The organism is Alloyangia mangrovi (assembly GCF_002300555.2).
Lineage (GTDB): Bacteria > Pseudomonadota > Alphaproteobacteria > Rhodobacterales > Rhodobacteraceae > Salipiger > Salipiger mangrovi.
In genome coordinates, this window is record NZ_NTHN02000054.1 from 1 (window position 1) to 13,673 (window position 13,673).

Sequence of the window (13,673 nt, forward strand, 5' to 3'; positions counted from 1 at the left end):
CTCGTTTGGAGAACAGGCTAACTTCAAACTGCGGACTTTTCAGGGGAGCAGGTCAGGGACGATGATCAGTGAGATCGAACGGGACATCCAGAGTTAGGGTATAGAGCTTCGAGCTCGCCAACGCGATTTGGACCCGGTTCGCGCATCTCCATACGGGCCAGCGGCGCGAACGGCCGCAATGACAGGCCGTACAACGCGAACGCCTGCATCATGGCCGGCATGCCGTTCGAAGGAAACGCGCGGCCGAGGCGAGGATCGCCCGAGGCGCCCGAAACGGCGATCCGGGAGTATCGGCGCGATCCCGTGCGCAACCTCCCCACCCCAGCTTGTCGCGGACCGCCTTGAGGGCCAGTCCCGCAAGCCGGCGAGCACCTTCCCAGACCCTGAGTGGATCAGGCTAACAGTGTCGGCATGGCGGACCGGTCGACATCGGCATTTCGGCGCCTACCCCGGAGCTTGCACCGCGCTCGGACTGGGATCTCGAAGTCCTGTAGCAACGCAGGGCCCTTCCGCGAGAGCGGCTCCCGCGCGGACAGCGCCAGTCCTGCCACGACAGGGTCTTACGCCCCGCCCTGGCAGGACACCCTTGAGCCCAAAAAGGACCCCACCGAAGCGGGACCAGGTGGTCCTTCGCCACAACGGACAGATCAGAGATCATGTGGCCTACTCAGGACGGGGCAGGATGTCGACGCGACCGCACGGATCAATAAGCCATCCGTCACAACGCCGGTCGACGCTCGCGTCGGGACCGTGCTTATCGACGAAGGTACGACGCTCGTTGGAGGCAATAAATGCGGCACTCTGTACGATACGTCCGGCGCTATTCCAACCCTCGGAAAGTGAAGGCGGTAGGTTGCGGGCATTGCCTTAACCTTCTGTTCAACTTTTTGCCCATATGCTGAGCCGATAGGAAGGAGCGCCATGATGAAGACCACTGTGTCCTTGAGCGACGTGATGTCCGACTACATCAGCCGGTACGGGCTTACCGAAATGGCCAGAAGGTTTTTCCTTGAACGAGTGGAGCAAGAAGCTGCATCCGAGGGCTGGGTTCGTGCCGAAGAGAAAGACAAGCCGTCCTCGAAATAGCGCGGCAGTCTGCTAGTCGGCCAAATCGCGGGGAAGCCTTGGTCGCTTTCTTGCGCGACGATTGCGCTATGCGGCGTAGGATACGCTTGGCAGTCAGGTGGACGAAGGAGGTTTGCCATGACGTCTGCGCTGACCTCTTCCGAGCTCATTCCACCCACAGCACTCGACGCAATCGAAGCGTGCCCGTTTGCCGATGAAGCCGCCATCAGCGCCTTGCGGTTTCGCGAGACACCTTATTGGCATTCTCTTCTCCGGTGCAGGCACCTCGGCATTCATCGACCCGACGAGCGCATCTGCAACTGGACTGCCCGCATACTGACCAAGGACAAACGGTATATCCAGAAGTGCTTGGGCCCTGCCCTGAATGTTGGACGCGGGCAAGTCCCCTTCAATCTCGCCCTGGAGCGCGCCTTCGCCTGGTTTGCGCAGGCTGATATGCAGAAGATCTCGAATGAGCCGAAGCCGATCGGCAGGACCCGAGAAATCAGCATTTGTCCTATCGGTGATACCTACACCGTCGGTCACGCGCTGCGCGACTACACGGATTGGACCCGCCTGGCGCGCTCTCCCGGCGGCCACTACAACAACCTTGTTCTGATCAACCACCATCTGATTCCGGGCTTCGCGCATCTTCCCCTCGAAGACTTCGACGCGACCGACGTCTTGGCGCTTGCCAAGCAGGTGATCGAGACGCCGCCGCGTTTCGGCTTCATGCCCTACTCCTCGCGCCAGGAGGTGCAGGACCTGTCCGTCGATGTGCTGCGCAGAAGGAAGAGGACTTTCAACTCGCTGCTCAGCATCTTGCGTATGGCCTTTCGGCACGCGTGGGACAGCAGCCGCATCCAGTCGGAGAGACCTTGGCGCTGCCTGCATCGAATTCCGGTGGCGCATTCCCCGCGCACAATATTTCTGACGCGTGAAGAGTGTCGGCGATTGCTCGAGGCATGTACCCCCGCACTCCGCAAGCTTGTACTTGCAGCGCTCTACACGGGCTGCCGTGTGGGTGAACTAGGTGCGCTGCGTGTCGAAGATGTCGGTCGGCAGGGCTTCGGGATCAGGGTCGGAGCCTTCAAGAGAGGCGCAGCAAGGTTCGTCTTTCTTCCGGACGAGGGCATGGCATTCTTTCTGTCATGTTGCGAAGGCAAGCAGGACCGGGACCCGGTCTTCACGTCCGACATGGGACAAGTCTGGAGACGCCAACACGGCAACCTCTTCAGGCGGGCGGTTTCGGAAGCGCGTCTACCCAAGGCTTTTGTCTTTCATGGCCTACGCCACACCTATGCGAGTGATCTGGTCCGAGCCGGTGTTTCTATTGAAGTCGTCGCGAAGCAACTCGGCCACGCGAATACAATCACGGTCAGCAACACCTATGGGCATCTCTCGGAACAATATCGAGAGGAACAAGTTCGCACGCGCTTCAGCCCCCTGAGCCAAGCCCATCGAGCCTTGGCAGTCGAAAAACGCTCTGACCTCGAACACTTGTGGCATTCGTTCCAGCGCGAGGATTGGCGCGACTACGCGCGGGTTGAAAGCAAAAGTTCGCATCCCAAACAGGCGTTTGCGCGGGGAAGCCAAGAGGTCATCCAGCTATTCGCCAGATTCCAAGCAGATTGACGATGCCAACATGCCGCTAGGTATGCAGTCTCGGCATCTGGTGGACCCGATTGGCGACGGACAAGTCGAATGCGGGTGTGTCGCTGAATCACAACAACTGACCACCGGCTCTGGTGCCGCTGGGTGTCGCGCTGACCTGGCTCTGGGGCGCGCTGCGCACCGCCGCTGCGCTGTGCCGCGCCACGCTCAGGCGGGTCGCGTCCGTCAAGCTGGTGTAATTTCCCGGATGGCCTGAGGGCATGATCAGGCGACTTTCGTTGTGATGCTGAGAATGGGGTCGATCTCCTCCTTGTCGATCTGGGCGAAGGCCTCGACCATCATGTAGCGACTTGCCGTCTGCCATTTGATGGCATGGACCACCTCGTCGACCTCGCCGCGATGTAGGCTGGTACTTGCCGTCAACCAGGAGCTTGCCATGTCCGTCACGACCATCGGCCTCGATCTCGCCAAGTCCATTTTCCAGATCCACGGGGTTGATGCCCGCGGAAATTCTGTGCTGAAGCGCCGTGTCCGGCGCGGCGAGCTGCTCGCCTTTTTCGGAAGCCTGCCAGCCTGCCTTGTTGGCATGGAAGCCTGCTCGAGCGCCCATCACTGGGCGCGGGAGCTGCTGGCCCTCGGCCACGAGGTTCGCCTGATCCCTCCCCAATACGCAAAGCCCTATGTGAAGCGGAACAAGACCGATGCCGCCGACGCGGAGGCGATCTGCGAGGCGGTAGGACGGCCCAACATGCGCTTTGTCCCGGTCAAGTCCAGGGAAAGTCAGGGACTGCTGACCCTGCATCGCGTCAGGTCACTCGTGGTCCGACAGCGGACTGCCAGCGTGAATGCAGCGCGCGGGCTGCTCAGCGAGTTCGGCATCACCGCACCCAAGGGCATGTGCCGGATCGCGACCCTGCGCCGGGACATGGAGGCTGCGACCGAAGATGTGCTGCCGCGGGAAGCCAGGGCTGCGCTCGATGTCCTGTTCGAACATCTCGATGATCTGACGAAGAAGCTCGACGCTGTCGACCGGGACATCCTTGCCTGGCACAAAACCAGCGAGGCAAGCCAGCGTCTGGCCACTGCGCCCGGGGTCGGGCCGCTCACGGCGACAGCGCTGATCGCGGCAGTGGGAGATGCGTCGCAATTCGCCTCCGCGCGCCATTTCGCTGCCTGGCTCGGCCTCACGCCGCGCATTTCCGCGAGCGGAAGCCGGGAACATATCGGGCGGATCAGCAAAGGCGGGGACCGCTATCTCCGAACGCTGCTGATCCATGGCGCGCGGGCGCTGGTCGGCACCAGTTTCAGGCGCGGCGTGAAACCGCGGCCCTGGCTGCAGGCACTGATCGGGAGGCGCCCGGTCAATGTCGCCTCGGTGGCCGTTGCGCACAAGACTGCGCGGGCGCTCTGGGCCATGATCCGGCGTGAAGAGGCCTACAGGCCTCCGGCGATATTCATGGCCGCCGCCTGACAGGGATCAGCGCCGCTCGCACGGCGGCGCTGGCTTGCGAGGGAAACATGCGATGATGGCAGACCCGGGCAACCGGGGTTCGGCAAAGGTCCTTGAAATGATGCGAGCCTGCGTGAGCTCGTCCATTTGTCTGGCCGTCGAACCGCGGAAACCATCAAGGCCAGCGACGGCAACGTCGTACAAACAGGCCGGATACACGACTGCAAGCACCGGCATCGTCATGATCGCAAAAAACTCCTTGCAAGGACGAGGTGGTCCATACACGTCGTTCTGCTCGAACAGGACAGCGCCGATCAGGCGCATGATCGACGGTTCGTTCGGGAAGATGCCGACAACATCGGCGCGGCGCTTCACCTCCTTGTTCAGACGTTCAATCGGGTTTGTGGAGTGCAACTTGGTGCGGTGTTGCCGAGGGAATGACATGTAGGCCAGCACGTCGTGCTCGCTGGCATCCATGAGATCGGCCAGCTTGGGCCACCGCGGGCGGAGTTGCTCTGCCACCTTGCGCCAGGTCTCGCCGGCATGGGAGCGATCGGGCTGATCGAAAGCCTGCCGGATCGCGGCGGCGACGACGGTATGCTGGCCGCGCGAGACATGTGCCAAGGCGTTCCTCATCCAGTGAACGCGACAGCGCTGCCAGGTCGCCTCGAATACCCGCAAGATGGCGGCCCTGAGGCCGGTATGCGCGTCGCTGATCACCAGTCGGACGCCACCGAGGCCGCGGGCCTTGAGGGACCGCAGGAACTCCGTCCAGAAGGTCTCGGCTTCCGAGGGGCCGATGCCGAGGCCGATGATCTCGCGCCGCCCCTCTGTGTTGGCGGCGACAGCGATTATGGCCGCGACCGGGACGATGCGCCCGCCCTGGCGGACCTTCAGGTATGTGGCGTCGAGCCAGACATAGGGCCACTCTCCGGTGAGCGGGCGATTCAGGAACTCGCCGACGCGCTCGTCTATGTCCTTGCAGAGCTTGGACACCGTGCTCTTGGAGATGCCGCTGAGCCCCATTGCCTGCACCAGATCGTCGACGCGCCGGGTCGAGACGCCTCCGATCCATGCTTCCTGGATGACAGCGACCAAGGCTTGCTCTGACGTCTTCCGGGCCTCGAGGAAGCCCGGGAAGTAGCTGCCCTGCCGCAGCTTCGGCACCCGCAGGTTCAATGTGCCAAGACGGGTATCGAGGGTGCGATCGCGGTAGCCGTTCCGCCAGGTCGTGCGTTCACCGCTGCGCTCATGACGCCCGGCACCGATCAGGCCCTCGACGTCGGTTTCCATGATCAGTTGCAGAACGGCCTCGGCGATCGTGCGCAGGAAGTCACCCTGATCGTGTTTGGACAGCAGCTCGGACAGGTCCATGTTGGTCTTGGTCATCGGGGTCTCCGTATGGCTTGGGGTTGAAGCGTCGAAACTCCACCTCAATCCTACACCTCGATGGCCACCCGGGATCACACCGTCAGCGGCGTCGAAATTACACCAGCTCCTCGGACACTAACCTCAGGCGACACCCCTCGAGCCGCGAGAGCGCAGCGCAATGGCGCGAGATCTGGCGCGCCCGCTGCAGCTGGCTGCAGCCCTACTGACCCCGGCCCCTCCGCACCGGGCGTTCCGCCGCCGAAGCCCCAGATTTCCGTTGCAGCCCGCCGCCGTCTTGCCGAGGATTGCCGTGATTTGACACGGCACATTGATTTGCTTCCCCAGCGACACGGCGGGATTTCAAACATGTCTTTCCTCAGAGAATTCCTGATCGGCCAGCCCGAGCTGACCATCTTCCTCACCATCGCGCTCGGCTATGCCTTCGGCACGCTGCACATCGGCGATTTCTCCTTCGGTCCGGTCGCGGGCGCGCTCTTTGCCGGGCTGATCCTCGGGCAGATCGGCGAGGTGCCGATCCCCGGCGCCGCCAAAAACCTGCTATTCGACCTTTTCCTCTTCGGAGTCGGCTACTCGGCGGGGCCGCAGTTCCTGCAGGCGCTGCGCCGGGTCGGCACCGCCTCGGTGCTGCTGGCGCTGGTGGTCAGCGGCAGCGGGCTGGTCATCGCCTGGATCATGGCGCGGCTCGCCGGTTTCGATCCCGGGCTGGGCGCCGGGATGATGGCCGGTGCGCTGACCCAGAGCCCGGCGATCGGCGCCGCCGGCGAGGCGATCTCGCACTTGCCGCTGCCCGAGGACGCGCGCGAACAGCTCACCTCGCATGTCGCCGTCGGCTATGCGGTCTGCTACATCATCGGATCCACCGCAGCGATCTGGTTCTGCAGCTACATGGGGCCGAAGCTGCTCGGCGTCGACCTCGTGCAGGAGGCGCGCGACCTCGGCCGCAGCCTCGGCATCACCGAGGACCGAAGCGGCGTCATCCCCGGCTACCAGCGCTTTCCCTTCCGCGCCTACCGGCTGCCCGCGGCCTCGCCGGTGGCGGGTATGCGGCTCGGCGAGGCCGAGGCGGATTACGCAAGCTACCGCCTCCACGTGCTGCGCCTGCGCCGCGACGGCCATCTGATCACCCCCGATCTCGACACCGTACTGCACGCCGGCGACATCCTCGCGGTAAGCGGCCAGGCCAAGGGGGTGATCGAGCTGCTCGCCGGCGCCGCCGAGGAGATCGCCGACCCCGAGTTGCTGGACCTGCCGTTCCGCGCCACCGGCGTCATGGTCACCCAGGGCGAGGTGATCGGCATGACCCTCGGCACGCTCGGCGGGCAGGACTGGGCGCGCGGCATGTACCTCGAGAGCCTGAGCCGCGCCGGGGTCGCCCTTCCGGTGGCCCCGGGCATAAGGCTCGAGCGCGGCGACGTGTTGAAATTCCTCGGCCCCGACGAGCTGCTGGCCCGCACCATCGCCCAAGTCGGCCGCGAGGTGACCCCGCCCAAGGCGACCGACGTGGTGGTGCTGGGGCTGATGATCTTCCTCGGCGGGCTGATCGGTACGCTGATCCACGCCACCGTCTTCGGCATCGAGATCCGCCTCGGCGCCAGCGTCGGTATCCTGCTGGCGGGGCTGGTCACCGGCGGGCTGCGCAGCCGCTTCCCGCTCTTTGGCCAGATTCCCGACGCGGCCGTGGCGCTGATGACCACGCTGGGGCTTGCCGCCTTCATCGCCATTGTCGGGCTGCAGGCGGCGCCCGATCTCGGCCCGGCGCTGGCCTCGGCCGGGCTGCTGCTGCCGCTCTTCGCGGTGGTGGTGGCGCTGGTGCCGCTGCTGGCCGGCGCGCTCTTCGGGCACATTGTGCTGAAGATGAACCCGGTGGTGCTCTTCGGAGGGCTCGCAGGCGCGATGACCGCGACCCCCGCCATGGCCGCCGTGCAGGCCCGGGCGCAGAGCCCGCTGCCGGTGCTAGGCTACGCGCCCACCTACCCGATCTCACAGGTGCTGCTGACACTCTGGGGCAGCCTGATGGTGGCGCTGCTTGCCTGAGGCGGCATGGGCGGCGCCGCGCCGCCCCCCTACCCCGCGCCGATTGCGCCTTGCATGGCCCGCCTATGCCGCCTACCTAGCAGGGGTTTCCCAAGGGTGCCCCGGCGCTTTCCGCCCCGCACCCCCTGTCTTCAGAGATCATGACCATGCAGAGCTCCCCCGTTTCCGCCGGTGGCCCGGACCCCGTTTCCGATCCCGACCTCGCCGCGCGCAACCGCCTCGTCATCCTGCTGCTGTTGGTCTCGGCCTTCACCGTTATCCTCAACGAGACGATCATGGGCGTCGCCCTGCCCCGGCTGATGAAGGATCTGAACGTCACCGCCAATGCCGCGCAATGGCTGACCACGGCCTTCCTGCTGACCATGGCGGTGGTGATCCCGATCACCGGCTTCCTGCTGCAGAGGCTGCACACTCGGACGATCTTCACCCTGGCCATGGGGCTCTTCAGCACCGGCACGCTGATCTGCGCACTTTCGCCGGGGCTCGGCATGCTGATCTTCGGCCGGGTGGTGCAGGCCTGCGGCACGGCGATCATGATGCCGCTGCTGATGACCACGGTCATGACGCTGGTGCCGCCCGAGAGCCGTGGCAAGACCATGGGCAATATCTCGATCGTCATCTCGGTGGCCCCGGCCATCGGGCCGACGATCTCGGGCATCATCCTCAACGTGCTGGACTGGCGCTGGATGTTCTGGCTGGTGCTGCCCATCGGGCTCGGCGCTCTGGCGCTCGGCTATGCCCGGCTGCAGAACGTCACCGAGCCGCGCAAGGCGCCGCTCGACCTGATCTCGGTGCCACTCTCGGCGCTGGCCTTCGGCGGGCTGGTCTACGGGCTCTCGACCTTGGGCGAAGGCCATGGCAGCGGCGGCTCCGTGCCGGTCTGGGCACCGCTGGCGGTGGGTTTCGTGGCGCTGGCGCTCTTCATCGCCCGGCAAATCCGCCTCGCCCCGCAGGGCCGGGCGCTGCTCGACCTGCGCACCTTCCGGGTGCGGGTGTTCAGCGTCGCCGTGGTGATGATGGCCTTCTGCATGATGTCGCTCTTCGGGATGATCATCCTCTTGCCGATCTACATGCAGAACGTGCTGGGGATGGAGCCTCTCGAGGCCGGTCTCCTGCTGCTTCCGGGCGGGCTCGCCATGGGGCTCATGGCACCCTGGGTCGGGCGCACCTTCGACCGCATCGGCGCGCGCAGGCTGGTGATCCCGGGCGCGGTGCTGGTCTGCCTCGGGCTCGGCTCGATGTCGCTGCTCGGCACCGGCAGCGCGGTCTGGCAGGTGCTCGCCTGCCACCTGCTGCTGAGCATCGGCCTTGCGCTGCTCTTCACCCCGCTGTTCACCTCCTCGCTCGGCTCGCTGCCCAAAGAGCTCTACTCCTACGGCTCTGCAGTGATCGGCACGGTGCAGCAAGTTGCGGGCGCGGCGGGCATCGCGCTTTTCGTCTCGATCATGTCGATCCGCATCGGCGCCGAGATGGCCGCCGGGGCCGAGCTGGTGGATGCCACCGCCGCCGGGGTGCGCGCGGGCTTCCTCACCGGCGGGATGATCTCGCTGCTGATGATCGGCGCCAGCTTCTTCGTCCGCCGCCCGCCGCTCACCACGCCGCAGATGCCCGGCAGCCACTGAGCCGGGCCCGCAAGCCCGGGGCAGCGGCGGCTCTCCGCCGCCCCTGCCCCGCAACAGCCTGCCCCGGCACGGCGATCTTGATTTTGCACCGCAAGGGCGGTCTCCTGCTGCGCAGAAAACTCCTGCATTTTGCCAAAATCGAGATTGCTCATGTCCCTTCCCAAGACGATGAAGGCCGCCGTCGTTCCGGCGCTCGGCCAGCCGCTGGAAATCCGCGAGGTCCCCGTGCCCGAGGTCGGCCCCGGGCAGGTGCTGATGCGGGTGCGCGCCTCGGGCGTGTGCCACACCGACCTGCATGCCGCCGAGGGCGACTGGCCGGTCAAGCCCACCGCGCCATTCATCCCCGGCCACGAGGGGGTCGGCGAGGTCGCCGCGCTCGGGCCGGGGGTCACCCACCTCAAGGAAGGCGACCGCATCGGCGCCCCTTGGCTGCACACCGCCTGCGGCCGCTGCGAGCATTGCGTCGGCGGCTGGGAGACGCTCTGCCCCGACCAGCAGATGACCGGCTACACGGTGGACGGCGGTTACGCCGAGTTCGTCCTCGCCGATGCCAATTTCGTCGGCATGCTGCCCGACGGGCTCGACTGGGGCCCCGCCGCGCCGGTGCTCTGCGCCGGGGTCACCGTCTACAAGGGGCTGAAAGAGACCGAGGCGAAACCCGGTGACTGGGTGGCCATCTCCGGCATCGGCGGGCTCGGCCACATGGCGGTGCAATATGCCGTGGCCATGGGGCTGCGGGTGATCGCCGTCGACATCGCCGAGGACAAGCTGGCTCTGGCCCGGCAGATGGGCGCCGAGATCGCGCTCAACGCCGCCGAGGTGGACGTGGCGCAGGAGGTGCACAAGCTGGTCGGAGGCGCGCATGGGGTTCTGGTCACCGCCGTTTCGAACGCCGCCTTCGCGCAGGCGGTGCGCATGTGCCGCCGCGGCGGCTTCATGGCGCTGGTCGGCCTGCCGCCGGGGGACTTCCCGCTGCCGATCTTCGACATCGTGCTGCAGAGGATCACCGTGCGCGGCTCGATCGTCGGCACCCGCAATGACCTGCGCGAGGCGCTGGCCTTCGCCGGGGCGGGCAAGGTCGCCTCGCACTTCAGCTGGGACAAGCTCGAGAACATCAACGCCATCTTCGACACCATGCGTGCCGGCAAGATCGACGGGCGGATCGTGCTCGAGATCTGAGCCCCCTGCCCCGCAAACAGATACCGGCCGCGCCATGGCGCGACCGGTTCCCGGGGGTGCGGTGCCCCCGTCCCCGCGTGGTCCCGGTTCCGCAACCGGGCCCCCGCATCTGGTTTCGGTAGAGGATCAGGCGACGAGAAGATCTCCGAACTCGCCCGCCCGTGCCCAGCCATAGGTTTCGTCGCTGTCCGCCAGGCCGGTCGGAACGGCGGTGAAATTGGCGTTCCCGTCGTTGAGCAGCAGATAGGGCGCCGCGCCGATCGGGGTGCCGCTGGCGCTGAGGATCAGGTCGATGTCGCCATCGCCGTCGAAATCCCCCTGCGCCGTGATCTGCCCGACGATGCTCGGATCGAGCTTGTCGACCACGATGTCGATCAACCCGTCCTCGACCGGGAACTCGAACACCCGCAGCCCGGGGTCGAGATCCTCGGAGCTGTTCTGGATGCTGGCATTGACCATCTCCAGCGCGCCATCCCCGTCGAAATCGGCGATCTCCAAACCGCCGATGCCGTTCAGCTCGCCCCTGGGGAACCACGGTCCGTAGCCGTCGCTCGCCCCAGTCCCGTCGTTGATATAGGTGTTGATGCCGCCGCCGTCGCTGATCGCCACGTAGAGCACGTCAAGATCGCCGTCCCCGTCGAGATCGGCCGGAATCTCGGTGCTGTTGCCGTCGTCGCTGCCGCCATACCTGCCGACCCAGTCGAAACCCCCGGCACCGTCGTTGATCATCACCTGCGTCGAGCTGGTCTCCCAGGCAACGCTGAGCAGGAGGTCGAGCAGCCCGTCGTCATTCATGTCGGCCAGCCGGATGTAGTTGCCGCCCGGGCTGAGTTCGCCACCGAAGAGATACTCCGACGGGACCGGCAGCACCGACAGGCTGAAGCTGTCGTCGCCGTTGTTGTCGAAGAGCAGCAGCTCGTTGCCGAGCCACGACGCCCCGACGAAATCCACGTCGCCATCGCCATCGATGTCACCGGCCTCGCCGACCTCTAGGATCTGCCAGGCCCGGTCGACATCCTCGGCGGGCCAGCCATAGACCCCGGTCCAGTAGCTGCTGGTGTCGGTGGCCACGACGCTGAAGCCGCCGCTGCCGTCGTTCTCGTAGACCGTGGTCTCGAACACAAATTCGAAATCGTCGGTGTAAGTGTCAGGGTCGGGCAGCGGGAACGGGTCGACCACTTCGACGCGCAGGAAATCGAGATCGCCGTCGCCGTCCATGTCCACGGCGCGCAGCGAGCCGCCAGCCGCGAGACCGGTATCGACCTCGGTGAAGGCGCCACTGCCGTCATTGAGCGCGACATAGACCTCGCCGCCTCGCATGTACCAAAGATCCAGCCTCCCCTGCGGCGGGGTTGGCCCGCCCGAGCCGCCCTCGACTGCGGTGAACTCCAGGTAGTCGACCCGCAGCGGCTCGCCGCCGTCGCCTTCGCCGCGCAGCTCGATCACGTCACCGACCGCCAGGTCGAGCCCTGCGATCACCTCGCTGGCGCGGCTGGCAGTGCTGGCGATGGCCGCGCCGGTGCTCGCATCCCAGTCCCACTCCGCCACGACGGCGCCATTGACCAGCACCTGCATCCAGGAGGCGCCGTCGGTCTCGTCGAAATAGCCGATGGCAAGATCGAAACTCCCCGCCTGCTGCACGGTGTAGCTCGCCCGCGCGGTGCCCCCGCCCGTGTGCTGCAGGGTCTGATCGCCCGAGGCGGCGCCGTTGTTGCCGATGCCGAAGCCGGACAGGATCTGCAGGTCCTCGGCCTCGATGACAAAACTCTCGCCGACCGCCGGCGTGGCGCTGGCGAGGATCTCAATCGCATCGGTGCGCAGCGGCTCGCCGCCGTCCGCCATGCCGCGCAGCTCGATCACGTCGCCCGGCGCCAGCACCAGCCCGGCGATCGAGGTCACGGCCGCCGAGGCCTTGGTGACGATGGCATCCCCCCCCGGTCGCGTCCCAATCAAAGGCCGCAACCAACGCGCCGTTCACCAGCACCTCCATGTAGGAGACGCCGTCGGTCTCGTCGAAATAGCTAAGGTTGATATCGTAAAGGCCGACAGGGCCTTCGAAAACGCCGCCCGCGCGGGAAGTCGCGGCGGTGGCCTGAAGGTAGCTTCCAGCAGAGGCATGTGGATTGGAAACGACCGAGAACCCACTGGCAATGCTAAGATTTTCGGCCTCTGTCAGGCCGGGAAACAAGCTAGCCGCGAAGTCGACCTCGGGAAAGCCGCCAAGCGACGGCGGTGACTGTGTCGTGGGCATAATCTGCCTCCGAAATGTAGATTTTTATAATGCGGAAATTAAATGCCCGACCAGAGTGCTCTGCGGGAGCGAATGCGTCAACCGCGGCCTGTGAATCGGCGGTTCTTTGCGCAGGTTTTTCGAACGGACGCGGACCTCGGAGCCCCTGTCGAACGGGCAGGTCGGGCCGATACGTCAGGCGATGACCTGCACCTCGTCGATCCCCGCGTCGACGCCGCGACACACGTTCAGCAGCCGCGCCCCGAGGTGGCTGGCCACGTAGCTCGCGTGGAAGCGGGTCGGCGCGCCCAGCACCAGCCGCCCCCCTGCCCTCTCGCGCCGCTCAAGCGCGGCGAACCAGGCGGCATAAAGCGCCGGATCCTCCTCGTGCAAGATCGCCTTGGCCAGGCCCCAGTCGGAGGCGTCCGTCAGGTCCGGCGTGGGAATTTTTCCCTTGATCGGGAGAGGCACGATTTTCTCGTCCGCCTCGCTGCCCGAAAGCCGCTGTTCGAAGTCCGGCCCGACGTCACCCCAGCGATCACGGCTGTCCTCGAGGATGCGCTCGATGGCGAGGGAATACTCGCTGACCCGGCCCCGCGCCCCCTGCCGCTTGACCCGCAGCCAGCCCATGGCACGCAGCTTGGCCATCTCGCGCTTCACCGTGCGCTCGTCGACCATCCAGAGCCGGGCGATCTCGCGCTGGCCGACCGCCAGCTCATCCCGCGCCCAGTTGTAGCGGGCGGTGATCAGCGTCATCAGCCGCAGCACCAGCACCTGCCGGCCCTTCTCCTGCGCCAGCGCAAAGGCTCCCATCACGGTAAGCAGGTCATATTTCAGGGCCGAGGCATTGCGCCCGACCGCCTTCGTGGCAAGCATGGTGCTGCCCCTCGCTCTGTCCCCGCCTGTCTGCGGTGCCTCTGTGGATCCGAGCTCTGCTGGCCCGGTGCATCGATATCGGAGAAGAGCGAGTGCGATTTTGATCAAACCCAACGCTCTTTCCCGACCTTGTGCTATTTGCGTCCGGTTTCTCGATTCTGTCAAGCGGTGGGGGCGTTCGGTTCTGTCCACCCTCCCATTTCCGAATGGA

At 65.8% G+C, this 13,673-nt stretch carries 10 protein-coding genes and 1 pseudogene; 6 read left to right on the top strand and 5 right to left on the bottom strand.

Features of this window, described 5'->3' with window-relative positions; genetic code table 11:
* Positions 1-921: 921 nt before the first annotated feature.
* Both CLG85_RS21790 and CLG85_RS21795 read left to right on the top strand, forming a co-directional pair.
* Positions 922-1,086: a heme oxygenase-like domain-containing protein gene (locus CLG85_RS21790; protein ID WP_141244568.1), complete on the top strand. Its 165-nt coding sequence runs from the start codon at positions 922-924 to the stop codon at positions 1,084-1,086.
* A gap of 117 nt (positions 1,087-1,203) precedes the next feature.
* Positions 1,204-2,700, top strand: a complete 1,497-nt coding sequence (locus tag CLG85_RS21795) for a tyrosine-type recombinase/integrase (RefSeq protein WP_095882567.1) — start codon at positions 1,204-1,206, stop codon at positions 2,698-2,700.
* Positions 2,701-2,943: 243 nt separating this feature from the next.
* Here the strand turns inward: CLG85_RS21795 and CLG85_RS21800 are convergent, their stop codons facing one another.
* Positions 2,944-3,117 carry a hypothetical protein gene (locus CLG85_RS21800; protein ID WP_176476605.1) on the bottom strand — a complete coding sequence of 58 codons (174 nt, stop codon included), beginning with the start codon at positions 3,115-3,117 and terminating at the stop codon, positions 2,944-2,946.
* Here CLG85_RS21800 and CLG85_RS21805 point away from each other — a divergent pair.
* A complete protein-coding gene (locus tag CLG85_RS21805; RefSeq protein ID WP_095882566.1) occupies positions 3,116-4,150 on the top strand; it encodes an IS110 family RNA-guided transposase in 1,035 nt (344 codons plus the stop codon). The two genes, CLG85_RS21800 and CLG85_RS21805, sit on opposite strands and share 2 nt — an antisense overlap.
* Before the next feature lie 264 nt (positions 4,151-4,414).
* Here CLG85_RS21805 and CLG85_RS21810 read toward each other — a convergent pair.
* A pseudogene (locus CLG85_RS21810) lies at positions 4,415-5,518 on the bottom strand (IS256 family transposase); the annotation flags it as partial.
* 348 nt (positions 5,519-5,866) lie between these two features.
* Here CLG85_RS21810 and CLG85_RS21815 point away from each other — a divergent pair.
* The 3 genes from CLG85_RS21815 (at position 5,867) to adhP (ending at position 10,356) form a co-directional block, all read left to right on the top strand.
* Positions 5,867-7,555: an aspartate-alanine antiporter-like transporter gene (locus CLG85_RS21815; protein WP_095882565.1), complete on the top strand. Its 1,689-nt coding sequence runs from the start codon at positions 5,867-5,869 to the stop codon at positions 7,553-7,555.
* Between the two features lie 146 nt (positions 7,556-7,701).
* Entirely contained in the window at positions 7,702-9,177 is a 1,476-nt protein-coding gene (locus CLG85_RS21820; protein ID WP_224918128.1) for an MDR family MFS transporter, read from the top strand.
* A gap of 150 nt (positions 9,178-9,327) precedes the next feature.
* Positions 9,328-10,356, top strand: coding sequence for an alcohol dehydrogenase AdhP (gene adhP, locus CLG85_RS21825; protein WP_095883699.1), 1,029 nt, complete (start codon positions 9,328-9,330; stop codon positions 10,354-10,356).
* A gap of 126 nt (positions 10,357-10,482) precedes the next feature.
* On the opposite strand, the gene CLG85_RS21830 is transcribed toward adhP, so the two are convergent.
* The 3 genes from CLG85_RS21830 to CLG85_RS21840 all read right to left on the bottom strand — a co-directional run bounded on the left by CLG85_RS21830 (position 10,483) and on the right by CLG85_RS21840 (position 13,462).
* Positions 10,483-12,255: an FG-GAP-like repeat-containing protein gene (locus tag CLG85_RS21830; RefSeq protein ID WP_260350002.1), complete on the bottom strand. Its 1,773-nt coding sequence runs from the start codon at positions 12,253-12,255 to the stop codon at positions 10,483-10,485.
* Positions 12,158-12,607: a hypothetical protein gene (locus tag CLG85_RS21835; RefSeq protein WP_260350003.1), complete on the bottom strand. Its 450-nt coding sequence runs from the start codon at positions 12,605-12,607 to the stop codon at positions 12,158-12,160. Before CLG85_RS21835 ends, CLG85_RS21830 begins: the two co-directional genes overlap by 98 nt.
* Positions 12,608-12,781: 174 nt before the next feature.
* The gene (locus CLG85_RS21840; protein ID WP_095883701.1) at positions 12,782-13,462 is read right to left on the bottom strand and encodes a hypothetical protein; all 681 of its coding nucleotides are present in this window, start codon (positions 13,460-13,462) and stop codon (positions 12,782-12,784) included.
* Positions 13,463-13,673: the final 211 nt, after the last annotated feature.